The following is a 21533-nucleotide window of genomic DNA, read 5'->3' as shown; positions in this document are numbered from 1 at the left end:
GGCGCTCCCCGACACGTGGTCTTTGACCGGGGCGATCACACGCCTGCGCCGGGTTTTACGCTCAAGCGTGCGGCAGGAGTTTCCTTGGGAATCACTGCCCATGGCTCAGGTTGAGGTGCTGCAGCGTCTTGCCGATGAGCCGGGCCTGGGCGTCAGCGGACTCGCTGTGCGTCAGCGCCTGGCCGTCAACACAGTGAGCAACCTGATCCAGCAGATGGTGACCTCCGGACTCGTGGAACGCCTGACCCGTCCCGGCGACCGGCGGTCCGTAAGCCTCAGCCTGACGGACAAGGGAACCGAGGTGCTCAGCGCGTGGCAGGCGGCGAACGACCGCCGCCTGGGACAAGCGCTGCACCGCCTACCCAAGGCGTCCCAGAAGGCCATCGAACAAGCCGTTCCCGCCCTGGCCGCCCTCGCCGCCCTGCTGGAATCAGATGATCAGATCCGGGACGGCCGCACAGGAACAGAGCCGGCACCGTAACGGCCCAGCCCTGACCCGGCTTGCTCTGGAGGTAGTTTGCGGTGGCCCTCGCGACGCTGCTGGTCGGGGTCAGCCGCCAAGACGGAGGGTGACCAGCAGGCCGATCAGTGCGACCACGCCGGCCAGGAATATCGCAGACAGGGGATTGCCGAAATTGAGCGTCCATCCCAGACCGAACCGGCGCGGGACCATCAGCGCGTGGTCCTCGCGATTGAAATAGAACAGGCCGCCGCGCCAGTACTTGTCGTCGTCCCGGTGGGTCAGTCCGGTGTCCTTCTCCCCGACGTCCCGCTCGCGGTTGCTCCCGGCCAGAACCACGACGGCAACCACGACGGCGGCCAGGATCGGGAGCACGACCACCAGCGGCGCCCACGGCGTAACGGTGCCGGTCCACATCAGCAGGGATGACCCCAGCATCCCCGCGTCGATCATCGCGACCAGCCCGAGCAGCGCCTTGGCGCCCAGGGACATGTAGTGGCGGTACCAACGCGCGGAGCCTACCGGATGTGCCGGGTCGAGGTCGGGCCGGCTGTGGAAGATGGCCGCCGCAATACCCGCCAGCAGCGCGGTCACGCCGATCTGCACGAACACCAGCGAGAAGGCAGTGCCGACCGATTTGGCGGCCACCCGATTGGGAGCGCCGTTCGCGCCGTAGTGCACCGCGAGCGTCTCGGGCATTGACGGGTAGCTGATCACGCCGATCACCACTGTGGTGACGGTGACGATCACTGCAGGGGCCAGCCAGAGCCAGGGAAACCGCGGTGGATCGGTCCGCAGTCCTGTGTCCACCGCGATGCCTTGATGCAGGCCCTCATACCAGCCCCCGGCTGCCTTGGTGGCTCGGATTTCGTGGTTGGCCAGGAAGAAGCAGCCGTAGAAGACGCCGGCGAGCGCCAGCACCGACAGGGGCAGCAGCAACGTTGCACCGGTCACGCCGTAAAGGACGGTTCCGAGCCCGGCGGCGATGATCCCACCGGCGAGTACCCGCCATCGGTAGATGCGGGTCTGCCGGACCACTTCCGGGTCTCCGGCATGCTGCGCCGGTACCCGAACCCCGAAGGGCACGGTCGGACTGTTGATCGAGGGAAGTACCAGGGCGATCGTGAGCACCAGTGCTGACAACACGGAGCTTAGGACGATGGCTAGGGTCATGGCAGGTCCTCTGGCTGTGTGGTGCCGAATGAGTCGAGCACGGACCGACAGGTCTTGAGAACCTCGTCCGGAGGCAATCCTCGGGCCACGGCCTCGGCCAACAGGGTCCGTGCCCTCGCGGTCCACTCCGCGGGGAACGCCGGGTCCGCGACCGTCGCGGTGACCACCGCGCCGGACTTACGGTTGAGCCGGATCAGGCCCTGCTGGCGCAGGAGGTCGTACGCTTTGTTCACGGTGTGGAAATTGATGCCGAAGTCCGCAGCGAGCGTCCTGGTTGCCGGCAACGAGCTGCCCTCGGTCAGCACGCCCTCGGCGATCGCCTCAACGATCCGGTCCCGAAGCTGCTGGTAGATCGGCGCCTCGCTGGCCAGGTCGACGTTGAGGATCATCACTCCCACCTCCGGCCTTAATTCTATAAGTTATAGAACAAATACCGATAGGGCGACGCCGAGACTTCTGCTGGAGCGGTCTTATGCACAGCGGTCCTCCAGCAGATGCAGTGGGTGGCGAACGGTGGAATCCTTGACATTCAGTCGAACATATATTCGAATATAGTCATGAGATGGGACGCACAAGCACTTGAGCGCGGCGACGCCCCTGACGCCTCGTCCGCCGATTCGCCCGCTGCCACTGCCCTGCTGCCGCTGGCCGGGCTGGTGCGCTCTGTGTCCACCCCGGAGTTCGCCGGGATCACCTTCCATGAGGTCACCGCCAAATCGGTGCTCAACAAGGTGGTTGCCGGTTCGCGGATGCCGTTCGACTGGACCATCAACCCCTATCGCGGCTGCAGCCATGCCTGCGTTTACTGCTTTGCGCGCAAGAGCCACACCTATCTGGACTTCGACGCCGGTCTGGACTTCGACAGCCAGGTGGTGGTTAAGATCAACGCCGCCGAGGTCCTGCGCAGGGAACTGGCCAAGCCTTCCTGGCAGCACGAGCACGTGGCCCTCGGCACCAACACGGACCCGTACCAGCGTGCCGAGGGCCGCTATCAGCTCATGCCCGGCATCATCGGCGCCCTCGCGGATTCCGGCACTCCCCTGTCCATCCTCACCAAGGGCACACTGCTGGCCCGGGACATTCCGCTCCTCAAGCACGCCGCGGCGCAGGTGCCGGTCGGAGTGGGCATCTCGCTGGCCATGACGAACGAGCAGCTCTCCGAAGCGGTGGAACCGGGCACTCCGGGGCCGCGGGCGCGGCTGAAGCTCATCTCCCGTCTGCGGGAGGCTGGTCTTCCCTGCGGTGTCATGGCCATGCCCATCCTCCCGTGGCTCTCCGACAGCGACGAGGCCCTCGACTCCCTATTCGGCGCCCTGGCGGCGGCCGGTGCAACGGGGGTCACGGCCGGCGCGCTGTACCTGAAGCCGGGAACCCGCGAATGGTTCATGCAGTGGATCGCCCGCGAACATCCGCAGCTGGCCGGGAAGTACCGGCGGCTCTACGGCGGCGGGTCCTACGCTTCCAAGGAATACCGGGCGTGGCTGGCCGGGCGGGTCCGGTATTTCAAGGATCTGCACGGGCTCTCCGGGTCGCAGGGCTTCAGCCACCAGGATCTGAACGGCAACAAAGCTCACAGTGCCGATCCAGGTGGGGACCACAACGCCGGCCACAACGCCAGCCACAACGACGATGCCCGCGAGGAAGAGGCCCAGTACCCGGCCGGAAGCATCCCGGACACGGCAGGGCACGCAAACTTCCGGCATGCCGGCCGCCCAAGCCGCGAACACGCAAACGGCAGCCATTCAAACGCCAACTATCCGGCAGCGGCGCAGCCCACCCTGTTCTGAAGCGCCGGGACCCTGAATCGCCGAGACCCTGCAGTGTCGCGAGCCTAGAGCGCCTTGACCGCGCCGAGCACCCTGGCCAGCGAATCCTTGGCATCGCCGAACAGGAGCGTTGTCTTGGGGTCGTGCAGGAGCTCGTTTTCGATGCCGGCGAACCCGGGGCGCATCGACCGCTTCAGGAACACCACCTGCTGGGCCTGCACCACCTCCAGGATCGGCATTCCGTAGATCGGCGAGCCCGGGGAAGACTTGGCTGCCGGGTTGACGACGTCGTTGGCGCCGACCACCAGCACGATATCCGTGGTCGCGAACTCGGGATTGACTTCCGCCAGCTCCCGGAGCGACTCGTACGGCACGTTAGCCTCGGCCAGCAGCACGTTCATGTGGCCCGGCATGCGGCCGGCCACCGGGTGGATGGCGAACACGACGTCCACGCCGCGGGCGCCCAGGGCCGTGGCAAGCTCCGCCACGGTGTGCTGGCCCTGCGCCACGGCGAGCCCGTAGCCGGGAACGATCACCACGCGCTGGGCATAGCCGAGCTGGACGGCCACGTCCTCGGGCGACGCCGAGCGGACCGGCCGGTCGCTGACAGCGGTGGATCCCGCCGTCGAGCCGCCCTTGAACGCCCCGAACATGATGCCGGCGACGCCGCGCCCCATGGCCGAGGCCATGACCTTGGTCAGGATGGTGCCGCTCGCGCCCACCAGCGTCCCGGCGACCAGCAGCAGGACGTTGCCCAGGACCACGCCGGACGCCGCCACCGCCAGTCCGGTGAAGGCATTCAGCAGCGAGATCACGATCGGCACGTCCGCCCCGCCGACGGGCAGCACCAGGAGCAGCCCGGCCGCAAGGCCCAGACCCAGCAGCGCGAGCGACCAGCCAAGCGACCCGGTCAGGACCACCAGCGCCCCGGAGACCACCGCCCCCAGCAGGACGGCCCCCATGACCCACGGCATGCCGGGAAACAGCAGCGGCCGGGTGCTGATGAGCTCCTGCAGCTTGCCGACGGTCACCGCGGAGCCAGCAAAGGACACCGCGCCCACCAGCATGGTGAAGACGACTGCCACGCGGACCCAGGGATCCTCCGTATGGCCAAGTTCCACCACCGCGACGAGCGCGGCGGCACCGCCTCCGACGCCGTTGAAGAGCGCCACGAGTTGGGGCATCTGGGTCATCTGCACCCGACGGGCCACAGGAACGGCGATCGCGGTGCCCACAGCGATGGCGGCGAGGATGAGCGGAATGTTGTCCAGCCGCGCTGACAAGAACACAGTGACGACGGCGACCAGCGCCCCGGCGGCGCCGATCGCGTTGCCGCGGCGCGCGGTCTTCGGCGAACTGAGGCCTTCCAGCGCCAGGATGAAGCAGACGGCGGCCACGAGATAGAGCAGGGCTGTCCACTCGGCGCTGAGGAGGCTCACAGGGACTCCCCCGCCGCGCCCCCGGCGGCACTCCCGCCGCCGGCGGCGCCTGCGCCCGGGGTTCCGCCGGCTTTCGCAGCCCCGGTTTGCGCCGGTTTTCGCGTCCGCCGGTGTCCGCTGAACATCTCCAGCATCCGGTCCGTGACCACGAAGCCGCCCACCAGGTTGACCGTCGCCAGGACGACGGCGAGGAGCGCGATGCCGAGCACCCACGGATCACTGGCTTGCCCGGCCACGATGATGGCGCCGACCAAGATGATCCCGTGAATGGCGTTGGCGCCGGACATCAGGGGCGTGTGCAGCTTGCTGGTGACCTTGGAGACGACTTCGAAGCCCACGAACACCGCGAGCACCACCACTGTCAGCAACGCGACCGGGCTCATCACGCCTCCCCTTCCAATGCTTCCGCGGTGGGGGCATGCCGTACTATGCCGCCGCGGGTCAAGCACGTTCCGGCGACCACGTCGTCGTCGAAGTCCGGGGAAACCGAGCCGCCGTCGGTCATGAGAGCGAGGAAGTTGCTGACGTTCCGGGCAAAAAGCCGGGACGCATCCGAGGGCATGGCGGATGCCGCGTCCTGCAGGCCCACGAGCGTGACCGATCCGCCGTCGACCGGCACCTGGAGGTCCTGCCCCGCGACCACCCCTTCGACGTTGCCTCCGGACTCCGCAGCGAGGTCGACGACGACCGACCCGGCCCGCATGCTGGCCACCATGGCGGTGGTCACCAGCAAAGGAGCGGCCCGGCCGGGGATGGCCGCCGTCGTGATCAAGACGTCCGCTGCCGCGACGTGCGGGGCCAGGAGGCTGCGCTGGCGTTGGGCCCGGTCCTCGCCGAGGGCACGGGCGTAGCCTCCGGTTCCTTCCGCGGCCGCATCGATGTCCAGATTGATGAAAGTGCCACCCATGGAGGCGACCTCCTCGGCGGAGGCGGCCCGGATGTCGTTGGCCGACACACGGGCGCCAAGCCGCTTCGCCGTGCCGATCGCCTGCAGCCCGGCGACACCTGCTCCCAGGACCAGCACCCTCGCCGGCGGGATGGTCCCGGCGGCGGTCATGTAGAGCGGGAAGAACCGCGGGTAGCGGACGGCGGCTTCCAGCACGGCGCGGTAGCCGGAGACGAGGGACTGCGAGCTGAGCGCGTCCATGGACTGTGCCCGGGAGATCCGCGGAAGCAGTTCCAGGGCGAACGAGGTGATCCCCGCGGCGGCGAGTGCCCGGACAGTCGGCAGTTCCGAGGCCGGCGACCCCAGTCCGATGGTGACCGCGCCGGGCCGCAGCCGGGCCGCGGTCTCCGGGGTGAGCGGGCGGACATGCAGCAGAACATCCAGGGCCTCGAACGGGAGCTCGGAAATCACGGTCGCGCCGGCTTCCTTGAACGCGGCGTCCGCAAAGCCCGCGTCGGATCCGGCGCCGCTTTCCACCAGAAGATGGAGCCCGAGGGCTGTCAGCTGCCGGACCGTCTCCGGGGTGGCGGCGACGCGGCGTTCTCCGGCTCGCTGCTCTCGTCCGACACCGACCTGCACGGGCCACTCCTCTCGACTGGGTTCAGAGTAGGCACATGCCTGACGGTTTGGCGAGAGGCGGGCTCCGACGCCCGGCGGCGCGTCCGGTCAGCGGTGCGGCCCGGCCGCCACTCCGTACGGCCCGGTGGCCTGCACTGCCGCCAGGAGGGCCTCCACGATGGGGAAGTCCGCCGGAATCCATGCCAGGCTGAGGACGTCCTCGGGGGTTCGCAGGTCGAGCCACCGGAGCTCGTCGTGATCCTCCAGCGGCCGGGGGGCACCGTCGGCGAGCTCGGCGAACCAGACCCTCATGGCCGCCTTCTCGTTGAGCGGCCAGCCCGTGGGGGCTTCGGCGGCCAGCTCGGCTCCGAGGCGCACCAGCACGCCCAGTTCTTCACGGAGCTCGCGGTGGAGGGCGCCTTCGGCGGTCTCGCCCGGTTCCACCTTGCCGCCCGGGAATTCCCACATTCCGGCAAACTGCGGCGGCGCCGTGCGCCGCGCCACCAGCAGCATCCGGGGTTCCGCCAGGGAGTCCACTACTGCGCCGCCGACGACGCCAATGAGTCCAGTCACGCCCTCAAGTCTAAGGCGGGCGGCCGGCCCGGCACGGACCCCGCGGCCGGCGGCTGGGAGTGACGGCGCGCACCGGCGCAGTCCGGAGGCGGCCGGGTAGGGGACAATGGTGAGGGCGGCCGCCCGGACCGGGTCCGACGGGACAGCGGAATATCCGGCGCCCCCTCCCCGTTCTAAAAACAGACTTATCTGGCCGACTCCTCCGGCATCTCCCGGCAACCACCGACGAAAAGACGAATGACAACCACCACATACGCCCCGGCGTCGTCCAAGACCGGCACCCGCCACGTTGCCCTCGCCATCATTGCCCTGGCCATGGGCGGCTTCGGCATCGGCACGACGGAATTCACCATGATGGGCCTGCTCAAGGAGATCGAACAGGGCCTGAACATCAGCACGCCCGAGGCCGGCCACCTCATATCGGCCTATGCCCTCGGCGTCGTCATCGGCGCGCCGGTGCTGGCCGCCGTCGGCGCCAAGCTCCCGCGCAAATACCTGGCTCTTGGGCTCATGCTCTTCTTCAGCATCGCCAACCTCAGTTCCTTTCTCGCCCCGGACTACGGCTCCATGCTGGTGTCCCGGTTCGCCGCCGGACTGCCCCACGGCGCCTTCTTCGGGGTGGCCGCCGTGATCGCCGCTTCCCTCGTGGCCCCGACCAAGCGCGGCTGGGCAATTTCGATGGTCATGGCCGGGCTGACAGTGTCCAACGTCATCGGCGTCCCCTTCGCCACCTGGCTCGGCCAGAGCTACGGATGGCGGATCCTGTTCCTGTTAGTCGGCCTGATCGGCATCATCACGCTCGCCATGCTGTGGAAGTTCGTCCCGTTCCAGAAGCCGCACGCCGATGCCAGCTTCCGCCGCGAGCTCGGCGCGCTCAAACGGCTTCAGGTGTGGCTCGCCCTCCTGGTCGGCATCGTCGGATTCGGCGGCTTCTTCGCGACCTACACCTACATTTCGCACACCATGACGTCGGTGGCCGGCATCCCTGCTCCCTGGCTGCCGCTTGTGGTGGCGCTGTACGGAGTGGGCATGGTGGTGGGCAACATCGTTGGCGGCCGGATCGCCGACAAGTCGGTCATGGGCACGATCTACTGGGTGCTGCCCGCCACGGCCGTGGCCCTCGTGCTCTATGCCGTAGCGGCCCACTGGGCGTGGTCCGCGCTGGTCATGGTCTTCGTGGTCGGCGCAGCCGGGTCCATGCTGGTTCCAGCCCTGCAAACCAGGCTCCTGGACGCTTCCCCCGACGCGCCATCGCTGGCCTCCTCGCTGAACCATGCGGCGCTCAACGTCGCGAACGCGCTGGGCGCGTTCCTCGGCGGGCTCGTGATCGCCTGGGGCTGGGGCTATGTCGCCCCCGCGCTCGTGGGCGCGGTCCTTGCCGTCCTGGGACTCGGAGTCGCGGCCATCAGCGGCGCTGTGGAGCGCAGGCGGCCGCTGGCCGCGTAACCGCCTACAAGGCGCGTAACCGCCTACAAAGAACGGCAGCCCGGTCCAGTGACGTACTGGACCGGGCTGCCGTTCTTGTTTACTGCCGTCTAACCGGGGTGTCTACTGCACTGGTTGGCGGCATCCGCCGCCTAGGAGGCGCTGACGCGCTGCACGTCGGGTTCCAGATAGATGACCCTGGCAATCGGGACGGCCTCGCGGACCCGGGCCTCGGCGTCGTCAATCGCCTTCGCGATGTCCTGGCCGGAGTCCGTGCGGCCGATGCTGATCTTCGCCGCCACCAACAGCTCCTCGGGTCCAAGGTGCATCGTCTTCAGGTGAATGATGGTCGTTCCGCCGGCCTCGATCGCGGCGCGGATCTTGGCGACGTCGTCGCGCGTGGCCGACTCGCCGAGCAGCAGGGACTTCGTTTCCAGGGCCAGCACCACGGCGATCGCGACGAGCAGCAGGCCGATCATGGCCGTGCCCAGGGCGTCCCAGATGCCGTTCCCGGTAATGAGCGTCAGGCCCACGCCGAAGAGCGCGAACACCAGGCCTACCAGGGCTCCGAAGTCCTCCAGCAGGATCACCGGAAGTTCGGGCTGCTTGGCATTGCGGATGAATTTGACCCAGCTCTGCTTCCCACGGAGCGGGTTGGACTCGGCGATCGCCGTGCGGAAGGAGAAGGACTCGGCAATGATCGCGCCGAACAGCACGGCCAGCGGCACCCACCAGAAGTCCCCTTCAATGCCGTGCGGGTGCTGGATTTTCCCCCAGGCCTCGTACAGGGCGAACAGGCCGCCGACACTGAACAGCACTATGGAGACGATGAACGCGTAGATGTAGCGCTCACGGCCGTAGCCGAACGGGTGTTCCGTGCTGGCCTCGCGCTGGGCGCGCTTGCCGCCAACCAGAAGGAGCAGCTGGTTGCCGGAGTCCGCCAGCGAGTGAATCGCCTCGGCCAGCATGGACGAGGACAGCGTCAGGAAGTAGGCGACGAACTTCAAAACGGCGATGCTCAGGTTGGCGGCCAGCGCCGCGATTATCGCCTTGGTACCGCCATGTGCAGCCACGTCAACTTCTCCTGGGGGTTCTTTGGGATGTACACGCAGGACGGCAAGACGCCTGCGCCCGCAAGGAATACCGTACCCGGTTCCGTGCGGCCGACGAACTGCGGCAGGGACCGACGCGGCCACGTAACGATTGGGTAGTCCCCTGCTGACAAGCAATCCGGCCTATGTTAGCTTGAAGCCATATTCGGGATTCACAATTTGAATGCCGACGAATATGTAGGAGGAGACATGGGCTTTCTTGGCTGGATCATTCTCGGACTCATAGTAGGTGCAATTGTCAAGGCAGTCATGCCCGGCAGGGTCGGCGGAGGCTGGGTTACCAGCCTCGTGCTCGGCGTCGTCGGAGCTATAGTCGGCGGCTGGATCGGAGATCTTCTGTTCGGCGGCGGCAAGATGGAATTCTGGAATCTCGGTTCCTGGCTCTTGGCGATTGTCGGCGGCCTGGTGGTTGCCCTTGTCTACGGCGCCATCACAGGACGCAACAAGACCACCACATAATTCTGCACAGCTGACCGCGCACTTCGCGTGCGGCCTTGGGAACAGCAAGCTCTAGGAACAGCACGACGGCGGGGCCCCACCTCTCGGTGGGCCCCGCCGTTTGCATGTGCGGCCCCGGGTAAGAGACCCCAGGCAGGACCCCTAGGAGGCCTGCTGGGCGCGCGCGCTGGCGTAGAGGCACACGGTGGCGGCGGTGCCGAGGTTCAGGCTCTCCGCGCTCCCGTAGACGGGCACGGCCACCCGGTGGTCGGCCAGCGCGATTTCATCCTCGGCCAGGCCCTGGGCCTCATTGCCGAAAAGCCAGGCAGTGGGCTCTTCCAGCGCGTAGACCGATTCGGCTGCGGACGCCCCCGAGCGACGGCCGGCATTCTCGTCCTGGAGGCGGTCCAGGTTCAGGTCGCCGTAACCGTCAGCGGCCAGCACACCGATCCCCCGCTCCTTGCACCGGGCCGCCACCTCCGTGGCGTCCGCGCCGAGGACGATCGGCAGGTGGAAGAGGGAGCCGGCGGTCGACCGCACCGCTTTGGGGTTATAGATGTCCACGCTTGAGCCGGTCAGGATGACGGCGTCGGCACCTGCCGCGTCGGCCGCGCGTAGCACGGTTCCGGCGTTGCCGGGGTCGCGGACCTGGCACAGGATGGCAATCAGGCGCGGGCCGGCGTCGAGCACCTGTTCAAGGCTGACGTCCACGAAACCGCAGACGGCGACGATGCCCTGCGGGGTGACGGTGTCCGCCATCGCCGCGATCACTTCGTCCGTGGCCAGGTGGGCGCTGGTTCCCTCGGCCAGCTCCTCCAACTCGGGGTGGCGGTCCAGGCAGGCCTCGGTGGCGTAGACCTCGTAGACGATCCCGCGCTCCCCCGCGGCAATCCTCTTCCCGTGCAGCACCAGGGCCTCACGGACCGCCTGCGGGCCTTCGGCCAGGAACTCGCTGCGCTTTAAACGCGCCGGGCGCCCGGCAAGCTGTGCCACCTTCCTCACCCGATCAGCTCGTGGGTTGGAGAGTGGATAGTCTTGCGGGCGCCCGGTTTCGTTCATATAAGAACCTTAGTGGCTGTGCCAGCCGGTTCTTGAACGACGCTGTCTTTCGACGGCGGAAGGGACTACTTTGCAGCCTCGGCGTCAACCTTCTTGGCAGCAGGCTTCTTCGCGGGAGCCTTCTTGGCAGCCTTCGGAGCCGGAGCGGCCTCGGCCTGGACGGCCGGAGCGGACGTGTCGGCGGGCAGCGAGTCCTTGGCGACCTTGACCAGCGCAGCGAAGGCGTTGGCGTCGGAAACGGCCAGCTCGGCCAGCATGCGGCGGTCAACCTCAACCTCAGCGGCCTTCAGGCCCTGGATCAGGCGGTTGTAAGTCAGGCCGTTGGCGCGGGATGCAGCGTTGATGCGCTGGATCCAAAGACGGCGGAAATCGCCCTTCTTCTTCTTGCGGTCGCCGTAGCTGTACACGAACGAGTGCAGCAGCTGCTCTTTGGCCTTGCGGTACAGGCGTGAACGCTGTCCACGGTAGCCCTTTGCGCGTTCAAGGATAACCCGGCGCTTCTTGTGGGCGTTGACCGCCCTCTTCACACGTGCCACGTGCGTACTCCTTCAAAATCTGATCCCAAGCATCTACTGCCGGAAGTCCCGGCGGGCCTGAGAAGCCATTGTGGTAGTTGACTGGTGCCAGGTGGCAATCAGTCAGAGAACTTGGAACTTAGATGCCGAGCATCTTCCGGATGACCTTCGCGTCGCCCTTGAAGACGATCTTGTCGCCGGCAAGGCGGCGGGTCAGCCGCGAGGACTTGTGCTCGAGGTAGTGACGGCGGTTGGCCTGCTGGCGGCGCAGCTTGCCGCTACCGGTCAGCTTGAAGCGCTTCTTAGCACCGCTGTGGGTCTTCATCTTCGGCATGGGAACCGATCTCCTTACGTATCCGCAGACAGGTCTGCAGTTCTTTCGTGCAGCCGCCCCTGCGGGCGGCATGCTGGTTGCTTGCTGCCGGGCATTGCTGCCCGTCAGCCGTGAACTAGTTGGTCTTCTTGGTGCCAGGCTTGGCGGCTGCCCGGGGGGCGGCCGGCCGTGCGGCAGGCTTCGGAGCTGCGGGCCGCGGAACCGGCTTCGGAGCAGCAACCGGCTTCGGTGCCGCCGCCGGAGTCGCCGGAGCGGAATCCGCAGTCTTTTCCTCAGGAGCCTTGGCCGCAGGCGCCGGGGCGGCCTTCGGAGCCGCGGGAGCCTTAGCGGCTGCCGGCTTCTGGGGCGCCTTCGGAGCCTCGGCTGCCTTGGCGGCCACGGGCTTTTCAGCCTTCGGAGCCGCCGGAGCCTTGGCGGCTGCCGGCTTTTCGGCCGCCTTGGGGGCAGCCTGCTTGGGCGCTTCCTGGACCGGAGCCTCGTCGGCCTTGGTCTCCTCGACCGGGGCCTGCGTGGTCTCTTCGGCCTTGGCTTCTTCGCCGACGGGGGCTTCCGTTGCCGGAGCCTCAGCCTTGGTCGCCGGTGCCTCAGTCCGGACCTGGTAGCCTTCCGGCAGCAGGTCGGCGAGCGACTGCGTCAAGGGCGCCTCGGGAGCGGACGTATCAACGCGGCCTCCACCCGAAGCCTTGGCTTCGTTCTCCGCCTTGGCTTCCGCCCGCTGCGTTGCGCGCCGGGCCTCAGCCTTGGCTTCGGCCTTGTTCTTCAGGGGACCCACCACCATGACCATGTTGCGGCCATCGATCCGCGGGCTGGACTCCACGACGCCAACTTCGGCGACGTCGTCCGCGAAACGCTGGAGCAGGCGGATGCCCATCTCGGGGCGCTGCTGCTCACGGCCGCGGAACTGGATCATGGCCTTGACCTTGTCACCGGCACCGAGGAAGCGGAGGGCGTGGCCGCGCTTCGTCTCGTAGTCATGCGTATCGATCTTCAGGCGGAAGCGGATTTCCTTCAGGACCGTGTTGGTCTGGTTCTTCCGGGCCTCGCGTGCCTTGACGGCGGCTTCGTACTTGTACTTGCCGAAGTCCATCAGCTTGCACACCGGAGGCTTGGCCTGCGGTGCAACTTCAACGAGATCAAGATCGGACTCGGCAGCCAAACGCAGGGCATCCTCAATACGGACAACGCCTACTTGCTCGCCTGCAGGGCCGACCAGCCGCACCTCGGGGACGCGGATACGCTCATTGATTCTTGGCTCGCTAATGTTAAAGCTCCTGTGTTCGTGAGGGGTATTCCACCGGCAAAAAGAGAAGGCCCCCAATTGCCGGAGCAATCGAAGGCCTCGAGATCGGAGCTGCCGCCCTCAGTGAGGCGACATGCACATTCTCCGGACCGGAGTCCGAGGTTGTGCCCGACCAGGTACCCGGCAACCTTGACTCCTGCGAAGGAGGGGCTTCCCGAAGGAAGTTTCGCGGCTGACGCGGGTGGGAGAGAACTCCGCTTGCAAACTGAATGTCGATTCTACAGAAAGAATCCCGCTCAACGCACATGTGCGTCGCCGGGCGTCCATCGCGGTAACGAGTACCGCGTGCAAGAAACACTGCATTCTATAAAAGCTGCATTCTCTAAAAGCCTGAGAATAACGACATTCAGTCGGTCTGTGACAAGCTTACCAGCATGAGCACTTCAGACAGTAATTCCCACGTCTTCGAGCCCGCAGCCGCCCAGGCCGACGTCTCGCAGCAGATCCGCGACATCTCGGAGGTCCCCGCGATCGAGGTCATCACCACGGCGGCCGTGCACCTGATGAGCGCCGCCGCGGTGAAGCTCGGCCTCGCCGCCGAGGAAAACGCCCAGGAACTCAAGGACCTGGACGAGGCCCGCAAGCTGATCACCGCCCTTGCCGGCTTGGTGACCGCGGCGGCACCGGAAATCGGCTCCCAGCACGCCGGGCCCTTGCGCGACGGACTGCGTTCGCTCCAACTCGCCTTCCGCGAAGAATCGATCATCCCGGACGCCCCGGGCAAGGGCCCGGGCGAGAAGTACACAGGCCCGGTCAACTAAGGACTTTCATCAGCGACAACGCGCCGGCGGGCGGACCACCCAGGTCCGCCCGCCGGCGTCGTTAACCCCGGAGCGGCTCAACCGAGCACTGCGTATGCTCCCCCGGAGGGCCGGGCAGGCGCGGGCCGGTCAGGCGTGGGCCGGTTAGGTATGGGCGAGGCGGCGGCGCCGCACCCGCTGCAGGGCGAGTCCCACAAGGCAGAGGCCGACGCCGGCCAGCCCCACGGCGACGAAGCCTGCCGACGGGCCGATCACGTCGATGAACAGCCCGGCCAGCGGCGCTCCCAGGGCCACGCCGCCGGTGAGCGAGGACCCGTACCAGCCCATTGCCTCGCCGCGCCGGCTCTCGTCGACGAGCTCCGCCACCTTTTCAGAGGCGGCGGACAGTACCGGCGCGCACAGAAGGCCGGGCAGCAGAGAGAGCAGGCTAAGCGTCCAGACGTCGGTCGCGAAGGCCATCGGGACGGTGAGGGCCGACATTCCCAGCAGCAGCAGGATCGGCGAGACGGGCCGGTGCATCGCGCCGTAAAGGATCCCGCCCACCACCGAGGCCGCGCACCAGAAGAGGAAGACAATCCCGATCTCGGCCTGATGGCCGCCGGTCTGGAGGGCGGCAACGATGCCGACGTCGGTACCGCTGAGGACCATGCCGGCACCGGCGGCCACAGCGAAGACGGCGGCTACGGCGGAGGTGAACCAGCTGAAGTTATGGACAACCCGGTGCCGCAGGCCGGAGCGGCGCTGCCTCCGTTCTTGGGCGGCGGCTGCCAGCGGCGCCAGTTCCGCCGCGGCCTCCTGCACGTGTGCCGGCGCGGCGGCCACGACGGCGGCTTCCGCGGACTCCCGTTCTTCCGCCTCCAGCCCCTCCGCCTCCAGCCCCGCGTCGGGGGAAGCGCTCCGGGTGGGCGGGTTGAACCACATGAGGAAGAGTCCGGACACCGAGGTGGCCACTCCCACCACCGTCAGGCCCAGGACGGACTGTCCGGACGTGGCAATGACTGCACCGACGGCGGGGCCGATCATGAAGACCAGCTCGGTGGCGATGGCGTCCAGGGCGAAGGCCGTGCGGCGCTGCTCGCCAGTGGCCAGAACGCCCAGCGACTGGCGCACGACGCTGAAGATGGGCAGCGTGAGCAGGCCGCCGACGAAGACCAGGGGCAGCAGGAGTTCGTAGGAGACGTGCGGGACGATGGACCAGATCACGGTCTCGGAGATGACGGACGGGATGAGCGCCTTGCGCAGCCCCACGGTGTCGACCCGGCGTCCGCGCCACGGCGCCCCGACAGCGATTCCGATCGTCATGACGGCGGCCGCCGCGCCGGCGGCCGCGTAGCCCTGGCCCAGTGTCAGGACGATGTGCAGGGTCAGCAGGACGCCGGCAGCGGAGTGCGGTATGCGGGCAATCATTCCGACCAGCAGGAGCCGCCGGATGGGCCGGACTGCAAGCAGCTGCCGGTAAAGCGCGAAATTCACGGACTACATCCTTCTAGTACTGCCCACGGCAGCACCGCGATGTCCCGCGTTGGGCCGTCAGCTATGGTGCTGCGCGCTGCAGCTTGACCTCGATCGAGTCAACCCGCTCGGCAAAAATTTCATTCCTGGCCCAGGCCTGGTTGAGGCCGGCAACGAGGGACTGCACGCCGGCGGCGTCGAGCCCGTCCTCCAGGTAGAGGACCACACGGAGCTCCGGGCCGGCGCCTCCGCCGGGGAGCCGCCTGCCATCGGCCGTTGCCGAGGCAACCCCACCCCCCGGATGAATTTCAACACGTCGGACGGCAGGAAAGCCAACCGTGCTGTTCCCGAGGGCACCGGCCACTTCCGGATCGGCGTAGGAAGGCGTCCAGGTCTGCTGCTGGGCAAGGGCCCAAACCGCCGGCCGGCGCACCACGAAGGTCAGCTCGGAGCCGGGATCGAGCACGAGCAGCTCGGCGCCTTCCGCGACGGCGGACAGCGCGGCCCGGGCCGCGTACACGGCGACCGGCCGGGCCTCCGGATGCCAGGCCTGAAGCGACGCCGCCGAGGTGAACACGGGCATAGCCGTCCGCCCGTCCGGCGCTTTGAGCGTCACGAGGGCCATGTCGGCTTGCTTGTCCGAGCGCAGCCCGTCCCCGTGAGTGTCGTCCCCGTGCAGCCCGTCCCCGTGCACGGGCGTTGCGGCTTCGCCCTCTTCGGCAAGCTGGGCGACGATGGGCACGAATACGCGGGCGGTGGCCAGCGCGGTCACCACGGCCGCTTCATCGCCCGTGCCCGCGGCGAGGTCGGCCACGGCTGCCAGGTAGCCGGCGTCGGCGGTGCCGTCATCGTCCTCAAAATTGTGGATCGTTGCGTCATCGCCGGACAGGCTGCGGCCCGCCCAGGGCTGCCCGGCAGAGTCCGTGGCCCCGCCGGCGCCGGCAAGGGCCGCGGCGATGTGTCCGGGCAGGTGCCGGACCGGAGCCGGGCCGGTGCCGGCCTGCGCACCGTCGTCGGGTTCGGGGGTGTGCGACATGACCGCCGGCCGGCTAACGGCGGCCGGCGACGTCGAGGGCCTCCGGCAGCGTGAAGTTGCCGTTGTAGAGGGCCTTGCCGATGATGGCGCCCTCGACGCCCAGCGGCACCAGGGACCGCAGGACTTTGAGGTCGTCGAGGCTGGAAATGCCGCCGGAGGCGACGACGGGCTTGCCGGTCTTCTCGACCATCTGGCGCAGGAGTTCGACGTTGGGACCCTGGAGCGTGCCGTCCTTGGTCACATCGGTGACGACGTACCGGGCGCAGCCGGCGTCCTCGAGGCGGCCCAGCACCTCCCAGAGATCCCCGCCCTCCTTCGTCCAGCCGCGGCCGGCGAGGGTGGTGCCGCGGACATCCAGGCCGACGGCGATCTTGTCGCCGAAGCGTTCGATCACCCGGCGGGTCCACTCCGGGTTCTCCAGTGCCGCGGTGCCCAGGTTGACGCGGGCGACGCCGAGGTCCAGCGCTTTCTCCAGGGATTCGTCGTCACGCAGGCCGCCGGAGAGCTCAACCTTGATGTCGAGCCGCCCCACGACCTCGCGAAGCAACTCGGCGTTCGAGCCGCGTCCGAAGGCGGCGTCAAGGTCGACCAGATGCACCCACTCAGCCCCCTGCTGCTGCCAGTTGAGCGCGGCCTCCAGCGGGGTGCCGTAACTCGTCTCGCTGCCGGCTTCGCCCTGCACGAGCCGGACGGCCTGGCCGTTGACGACGTCGACGGCGGGCAGCAGCTCGAGTACGGGCAGAGGGGATTCGGTGGTCATCGTGGAGTCCTCAGCTTGGGAATGGATGGTTGGAAGGCCGCGGCGGTGTCAGGAGGCCGGCAGGGTCAGCAGGTAGGCGGCAAGCAGCGACATGCCCGCCAGGACGTAGAAAACGATCTGCAGCCAGCGCGGGCTTTTCTGCTGCCGGAAGGAGATCGCACCGCCAACCAACAGACCGGCGAGGCCCATGAGCAACAGGGACCACATCTAGGCGGTCTGTTCCGGGATTGTGGACTCTGCGGTTGCGGAGCCTGCGGCGCTCGGGGTTGCGGCGCCGGGGGCTGCCGGGCGCAGGCCCTCCACCCAGTTGCGCAGCAGCCGGGCGCCTGCATCGCCGGACTTCTCGGGATGGAACTGCGTGGCGCACAGGGGACCGTTTTCCACGGCCGCGATGAACGGGGCGCCGTGCTCGGACCACGTCACCAGGGGTGCAGCCATCCGGGGCTGGATGACGTCGAAGTCCCAGTGCTGGACACCGTACGAGTGCACAAAGTAGAAACGCTCGTCCTCCACGCCCGCGAACAGTTTGGACCCAGCCGGAACGGAGACGGTGTTCCAACCCATGTGCGGGACGACGTCGGCGGGCAGCAGCTCGACCTTGCCGGGCCACTCCCCCATGCCCTCGGCTTCTGTGCCGTGTTCGACGCCGGCCTCGAAGAGCACCTGGAGCCCCACGCATATGGCCAGCACGGGGCGGCCTCCGGCAACACGGCGGCCGATCATGCGGACGGCGTCCACGGCCTTCAGTTCGCGCATGACGGTCTCGAAGGCGCCGACGCCCGGGACGACGAGGCCGTCGGCGTTCAGGACGTCAGCCGGTTTGGAGCTGAGGATGACTTCAGCGCCGGCCCGCTCCAGCGCACGCACGGCCGACCGGACATTTCCCGAACCGTAGTCCAGTACCGTCACCGTGGGCTTGCCCTCAGGAGAGGCCGGCTTAGTCCCGGCAACAGGATCGATGATGGCCCCGTCGCGGAGTAGCGGGCCGGTCACAAGGCGCCCTTGGTGGACGGAATGCCTTCGACGCGGGGATCCGGTTCCACGGCCGCGCGCAGCGCCCGGGCAAAGGCCTTGAACTGGGCCTCGACGATGTGATGCGGATCGCGTCCGGCGGTGACGTTCATGTGCAGGCAGATTCCGGCGTGCAGCGTGATCGCTTCGAAGACGTGCCGGGTCAGGGAGCCCGTGAAGTGGCCGCCGATAAGGTGGTATTCCTGGCCTGCCGGCTCCCCGGCGTGAACCAGGTAGGGCCGGCCCGAGACGTCAACGACGGCCTGGGCAAGGGCCTCATCCAGGGGAACGGTCGCCTCGCCAAAGCGGCGTATGCCGGCTTTGTTGCCAAGGGCGGTCCGCAGAACTTCGCCGAAGGTGATGGCCACGTCCTCGACGGTGTGGTGGACATCGATGTGGGTGTCTCCGGTGGCCTTGACGGTCATGTCGATCAGCGAGTGCTTGCTCAGTGCCGTCAGCATGTGGTCGTAGAAGGGGACCGATGTGCTGATGTCCGAGACCCCGGTGCCGTCCAGGTTGATCTCGACCAGGACCGAGGACTCACTGGTGGTCCGTTCCATGCGTGCGGTCCGGCCCTCGGCGGCGGTGGATCCGGTGTTGCTCATCTAGGTGTGTCCTTTGGAAAGAAGGCAGCGTGCTGGGCAGTCTGGCGGGGCGCTCTGGCTCCCCAACAAGTCTAGGCCTGCGGCTTTGCCTGGCTGGTCAGGATGCGTTCGAGACTGTCAAGGAAGGCTGTGGTTTCCGTCTCAGTGCCGGCGGTCACCCGAAGGTGCCCCGGGATGCCAACGTCGCGGATGAGAACACCGGCGTCCAGCAGGCCTTGCCAGACGTCGTGCGGATTCTCCAGTCCGCCGAAGAACACGTAGTTGGAATCAGAGGCGGCCGGCTTGAGTCCGAGCCGGATCAGTTCAGCCACGATCCGGTCGCGCTGGCGTTTGATGTCCTCGACGTCCGCCATGAGCGCCGCCCGGTGGCTCAGGGCAGCCAGGGCCGTTGCCTGGGTGATGGCGGAGAGGTGGTACGGGAGGCGGACCAGGCGGAGGGCATCGGCAACTTCCGGAGCCGCGGCCATATAGCCCAGACGCGCCCCGGCGAGGGCGAACGCCTTGCTCATGGTCCGCGAGACGATGAGCCGCTCCCGGCCGGGCAGGAGTGTGAGGGCGCTGGGCGTGCCGTCGTGGGCGAACTCGTGGTAAGCCTCGTCGACGATCACGACGGTCTGGCTGGCCTCGCCGGCGTCGTAAACCGCCTCGACCACATCAAGCCCCAGCCCCGTGCCGGTGGGATTGTTCGGCGAGCAGAGGAAGACGATGTTGGGCTGAAGTTCCCGGACCTGCCGGGCAGCCGATTCCGCGCTGAGGCCGTAGTCCGCCTCTCGGGCACCGACGATGTACTGCGTATCGGTACCCGCTGCCAGCAGCGGGTACATCGAATACGTGGGAGGGAAGCCGAGCGCGGTCCGGCCGGGGCCGCCGAACGCCTGGAGAATCTGCTGGAGGACTTCGTTGGAACCGTTCGCGGCCCAGATGTGCTCCGCGGTGAGGCCGTGGCCAAGGTATTCGGCGAGGGCCTCACGCAATTCCGTGAACTCCCGGTCCGGGTAGCGGTTCAGCCCGGCGGCGGCGGTGCTCACGGCTTCGGTGATGGCCGCGCGTACGTCGGCCGGGACACCGTGGGTGTTCTCATTGACGTTGAGCAGGATGGGGACGTCCAACTGGGGCGCGCCATACGGACGCAGGCCGCGCAGATTGGTTCGGAGGGGCAGTCGGTTGAGGCGCTCAAGCTGGTCAGTCACGTGACCAGTTTAAGTGGTTGCGCCGCTGGCACCGAAACCGTGACGCCACCGCCGGTACTGACACGGTACTGGCGGGGCGTTACTTGGACGGGACGAACAGACGCTGGCCCGGCATCACGCGTGCAGCGTCCAGGTTGTTCAGCTGGACGATATCGGCGACGACGTCACGGGGATCACGCTCCGGCGCCACGGACCCCGCAATGGCCCAGAGCGACTCCCCCGGCTGCACCGTCACGGAAACGGTCGGCGTCACCGAGAGCTGTCCGGCGGAATCGGCAGCCTTCGCGGGCGCGTTGAGAAATCCGCCGAGCGAGAGAAGCAGCGCGGCCAGCAGGATCAGCGGGACGCCGAAGAAGACGAACCGGCCGCGCCGGGTGAGCCGCAGCGGCGCCTGCTTGGGCCGGTGGTCCGGGGCGTTGTGAACGAATGTGCCATGAATCGCGCTTGCTGCTGACATGAATTGAGCCCTCCTGGACCATACGGTGCCGCCCGGCGTGCTCCACATACGCGCCGCCAACCGGCCGAACCTTCGAACATAGAACCGAACAGTGTTCTCGAAGCTTTGGAAGCTCGAATCAACTTATCGAACACATATTCGAATAATGCTTGTTCTGTTTTAGCACTTAGTGACGAACGATGTCGAGACTCGCTAGAACAAATGTTTGAAAAAGTTCTGCGGCTGGCCTACTTTTGAGGGAAAGAACAACCACTCGTGAACTCGTTCATCGGTAGTTGATCAGGAGGGTCTGACAATTCAGGCCGGAAGTTCCCGGTGACAGCAGCCACGGCGGCCGGGTGGATCGGAAAGGCGTTGGCGAACATGGCAGCACAAGCCACCGGCGGCAGGGCCAGCTCACGGAGCGCCCAGCCCGCACGGGCCCCCAAGAGCCTCACCGTCCGGCAGAAGAAAATCCTGGAGACCATCCAGCGCTCCGTCACGGACAACGGCTATCCGCCCTCCATGCGGGAGATCGGCGACACGGTCGGACTCGCCAGCTTGTCCAGCGTGACCCATCAGCTCTCCCAGCTGGAAAAACTCGGTTACCTGCGGCGGGACCCGAAACGTCCGCGGGCGATGGAAGTGCTCATGCCACTGACTTTGGACGAAGGGACCACGCCCATTTCGGGCGTCGAGAAGTCCAGCGGCCTGCGCGCCGTCGGCGGCCTGTCCGTGACTGAACTCGCCAGCGCCACCGACACGGCAATGGTGCCGTTCGTCGGACGGATCGCGGCTGGCGGCCCGATTCTCGCCGACCAAGTGGTCGAAGACGTCATGCCCCTGCCGCGCCAGCTTGTGGGCCATGGCGAGCTGTTCATGCTCAAAGTGGCGGGCGACTCGATGATTGATGCCGCCATCTGCGACGGCGACTGGGTGGTTGTCCGTCGCCAGGGTGACGCCGTGAATGGCGACATTGTGGCCGCACTGCTGGACGACGAAGCCACCGTCAAGACGTTCCGGCAACGGGACGGGCACACCTGGCTGCTGCCGCAAAACACCCAATACGAGCCCATCCTCGGCGATCACGCCGTCATCATGGGCAAAGTCGTGTCGGTGCTCCGCTCCCTCTGACTCCCGCCAGCAACAGCGCGTGAGGGCCCCGTCCGGAGTCGGACGGGGCC

Annotated in this window: 25 protein-coding genes; 6 read left to right on the top strand and 19 right to left on the bottom strand. The window is 67.4% G+C overall.

Features of this window, described 5'->3' with window-relative positions; translation table 11 throughout:
* Positions 1–100: 100 nt before the first annotated feature.
* Positions 101–481, top strand: a complete 381-nt coding sequence (locus tag AB4Y72_RS04205) for a MarR family transcriptional regulator (RefSeq protein ID WP_441424898.1) — start codon at positions 101–103, stop codon at positions 479–481.
* 69 nt (positions 482–550) lie between these two features.
* On the opposite strand, the gene AB4Y72_RS04200 is transcribed toward AB4Y72_RS04205, so the two are convergent.
* Together AB4Y72_RS04200 and AB4Y72_RS04195 are read right to left on the bottom strand one after the other, a co-directional pair.
* Complete coding sequence (locus AB4Y72_RS04200; protein WP_441424897.1) at positions 551–1633, bottom strand: DUF1648 domain-containing protein; 1083 nt, start codon at positions 1631–1633, stop codon at positions 551–553.
* Positions 1630–2022: a GntR family transcriptional regulator gene (locus AB4Y72_RS04195; RefSeq protein ID WP_441424896.1), complete on the bottom strand. Its 393-nt coding sequence runs from the start codon at positions 2020–2022 to the stop codon at positions 1630–1632. Before AB4Y72_RS04195 ends, AB4Y72_RS04200 begins: the two co-directional genes overlap by 4 nt.
* A 168-nt stretch (positions 2023–2190) precedes the next feature.
* On the opposite strand from AB4Y72_RS04195, the gene AB4Y72_RS04190 reads away from it, so the two are divergent.
* On the top strand, positions 2191–3420 hold the full coding sequence (locus AB4Y72_RS04190; RefSeq protein ID WP_441424895.1) for an Rv2578c family radical SAM protein: 1230 nt from the start codon (positions 2191–2193) through the stop codon (positions 3418–3420).
* 44 nt (positions 3421–3464) lie between these two features.
* Here AB4Y72_RS04190 and AB4Y72_RS04185 read toward each other — a convergent pair whose 3' ends face one another.
* From AB4Y72_RS04185 to AB4Y72_RS04170, 4 genes are all read right to left on the bottom strand, one after another.
* Positions 3465–4838, bottom strand: a complete 1374-nt coding sequence (locus AB4Y72_RS04185; protein ID WP_441424894.1) for an NAD(P)(+) transhydrogenase (Re/Si-specific) subunit beta — start codon at positions 4836–4838, stop codon at positions 3465–3467.
* Positions 4835–5221 carry an NAD(P) transhydrogenase subunit alpha gene (locus tag AB4Y72_RS04180; RefSeq protein WP_441424893.1) on the bottom strand — a complete coding sequence of 129 codons (387 nt, stop codon included), beginning with the start codon at positions 5219–5221 and terminating at the stop codon, positions 4835–4837. Before AB4Y72_RS04180 ends, AB4Y72_RS04185 begins: the two co-directional genes overlap by 4 nt.
* A complete protein-coding gene (locus AB4Y72_RS04175; RefSeq protein ID WP_441424892.1) occupies positions 5221–6363 on the bottom strand; it encodes a Re/Si-specific NAD(P)(+) transhydrogenase subunit alpha in 1143 nt (380 codons plus the stop codon). Before AB4Y72_RS04175 ends, AB4Y72_RS04180 begins: the two co-directional genes overlap by 1 nt.
* Positions 6364–6450: 87 nt before the next feature.
* On the bottom strand, positions 6451–6915 hold the full coding sequence (locus tag AB4Y72_RS04170; RefSeq protein ID WP_441424891.1) for a (deoxy)nucleoside triphosphate pyrophosphohydrolase: 465 nt from the start codon (positions 6913–6915) through the stop codon (positions 6451–6453).
* Between the two features lie 237 nt (positions 6916–7152).
* Here AB4Y72_RS04170 and AB4Y72_RS04165 point away from each other — a divergent pair, with 237 nt between their 5' ends.
* A complete protein-coding gene (locus tag AB4Y72_RS04165) occupies positions 7153–8361 on the top strand; it encodes an MFS transporter (protein WP_441424890.1) in 1209 nt (402 codons plus the stop codon).
* Between the two features lie 131 nt (positions 8362–8492).
* Here the strand turns inward: AB4Y72_RS04165 and AB4Y72_RS04160 are convergent, their stop codons facing one another.
* Positions 8493–9413, bottom strand: a complete 921-nt coding sequence (locus AB4Y72_RS04160) for a cation diffusion facilitator family transporter (protein ID WP_441424889.1) — start codon at positions 9411–9413, stop codon at positions 8493–8495.
* Between the two features lie 228 nt (positions 9414–9641).
* On the opposite strand from AB4Y72_RS04160, the gene AB4Y72_RS04155 reads away from it, so the two are divergent.
* Positions 9642–9911, top strand: coding sequence for a GlsB/YeaQ/YmgE family stress response membrane protein (locus AB4Y72_RS04155; protein WP_120953990.1), 270 nt, complete (start codon positions 9642–9644; stop codon positions 9909–9911).
* Between the two features lie 141 nt (positions 9912–10052).
* Here AB4Y72_RS04155 and AB4Y72_RS04150 read toward each other — a convergent pair whose 3' ends face one another.
* The 4 genes from AB4Y72_RS04150 to infC form a co-directional block, all read right to left on the bottom strand.
* Positions 10053–10949 (bottom strand): TrmH family RNA methyltransferase, encoded by an 897-nt coding sequence (locus AB4Y72_RS04150; protein ID WP_441424888.1) that lies wholly within the window; start codon positions 10947–10949, stop codon positions 10053–10055.
* Positions 10950–11014: 65 nt separating this feature from the next.
* The gene (gene rplT / locus AB4Y72_RS04145; protein WP_441424887.1) at positions 11015–11485 is read right to left on the bottom strand and encodes a 50S ribosomal protein L20; all 471 of its coding nucleotides are present in this window, start codon (positions 11483–11485) and stop codon (positions 11015–11017) included.
* 118 nt (positions 11486–11603) lie between these two features.
* Positions 11604–11798 (bottom strand): 50S ribosomal protein L35, encoded by a 195-nt coding sequence (rpmI, locus tag AB4Y72_RS04140; protein ID WP_009358635.1) that lies wholly within the window; start codon positions 11796–11798, stop codon positions 11604–11606.
* A 115-nt stretch (positions 11799–11913) separates the two neighbouring features.
* Positions 11914–13116, bottom strand: a complete 1203-nt coding sequence (infC, locus tag AB4Y72_RS04135) for a translation initiation factor IF-3 (RefSeq protein WP_441424886.1) — start codon at positions 13114–13116, stop codon at positions 11914–11916.
* A 356-nt stretch (positions 13117–13472) separates the two neighbouring features.
* On the opposite strand from infC, the gene AB4Y72_RS04130 reads away from it, so the two are divergent.
* A complete protein-coding gene (locus AB4Y72_RS04130; RefSeq protein ID WP_120953982.1) occupies positions 13473–13859 on the top strand; it encodes a DUF1844 domain-containing protein in 387 nt (128 codons plus the stop codon).
* Positions 13860–14003: 144 nt separating this feature from the next.
* Here AB4Y72_RS04130 and AB4Y72_RS04125 read toward each other — a convergent pair whose 3' ends face one another.
* From AB4Y72_RS04125 to AB4Y72_RS04090, 8 genes are all read right to left on the bottom strand, one after another.
* Positions 14004–15332, bottom strand: a complete 1329-nt coding sequence (locus AB4Y72_RS04125; RefSeq protein WP_441424885.1) for an MFS transporter — start codon at positions 15330–15332, stop codon at positions 14004–14006.
* Between the two features lie 61 nt (positions 15333–15393).
* Positions 15394–16347 (bottom strand): SseB family protein, encoded by a 954-nt coding sequence (locus AB4Y72_RS04120; protein ID WP_441424884.1) that lies wholly within the window; start codon positions 16345–16347, stop codon positions 15394–15396.
* Positions 16348–16360: 13 nt separating this feature from the next.
* Positions 16361–17107 carry a bifunctional 1-(5-phosphoribosyl)-5-((5-phosphoribosylamino)methylideneamino)imidazole-4-carboxamide isomerase/phosphoribosylanthranilate isomerase PriA gene (priA, locus tag AB4Y72_RS04115; RefSeq protein WP_441424883.1) on the bottom strand — a complete coding sequence of 249 codons (747 nt, stop codon included), beginning with the start codon at positions 17105–17107 and terminating at the stop codon, positions 16361–16363.
* A gap of 48 nt (positions 17108–17155) precedes the next feature.
* Positions 17156–17314: a hypothetical protein gene (locus AB4Y72_RS04110; protein ID WP_441424882.1), complete on the bottom strand. Its 159-nt coding sequence runs from the start codon at positions 17312–17314 to the stop codon at positions 17156–17158.
* The gene (gene hisH, locus AB4Y72_RS04105) at positions 17315–18100 is read right to left on the bottom strand and encodes an imidazole glycerol phosphate synthase subunit HisH (RefSeq protein ID WP_441424881.1); all 786 of its coding nucleotides are present in this window, start codon (positions 18098–18100) and stop codon (positions 17315–17317) included. It abuts the gene before it with no gap.
* Entirely contained in the window at positions 18097–18723 is a 627-nt protein-coding gene (gene hisB / locus AB4Y72_RS04100; RefSeq protein WP_091557762.1) for an imidazoleglycerol-phosphate dehydratase HisB, read from the bottom strand. The genes hisH and hisB overlap by 4 nt, the downstream gene beginning before the upstream one ends.
* Before the next feature lie 71 nt (positions 18724–18794).
* Positions 18795–19913, bottom strand: coding sequence for a histidinol-phosphate transaminase (locus AB4Y72_RS04095; protein WP_441424880.1), 1119 nt, complete (start codon positions 19911–19913; stop codon positions 18795–18797).
* Between the two features lie 79 nt (positions 19914–19992).
* Positions 19993–20370: a LysM peptidoglycan-binding domain-containing protein gene (locus AB4Y72_RS04090; RefSeq protein ID WP_441424879.1), complete on the bottom strand. Its 378-nt coding sequence runs from the start codon at positions 20368–20370 to the stop codon at positions 19993–19995.
* Between the two features lie 363 nt (positions 20371–20733).
* Here AB4Y72_RS04090 and lexA point away from each other — a divergent pair, with 363 nt between their 5' ends.
* Positions 20734–21483 (top strand): transcriptional repressor LexA, encoded by a 750-nt coding sequence (lexA, locus tag AB4Y72_RS04085; protein WP_441424878.1) that lies wholly within the window; start codon positions 20734–20736, stop codon positions 21481–21483.
* The last annotated feature ends 50 nt before the right edge of the window (positions 21484–21533 follow it).

Origin of the sequence: Arthrobacter sp. YAF34 (assembly GCF_052113245.1) — a bacterium.
GTDB lineage: Bacteria > Actinomycetota > Actinomycetes > Actinomycetales > Micrococcaceae > Arthrobacter.
The sequence above is the reverse complement of the archived record's forward strand: the minus strand, read 5'-3'. Positions and strand labels throughout refer to the sequence as shown.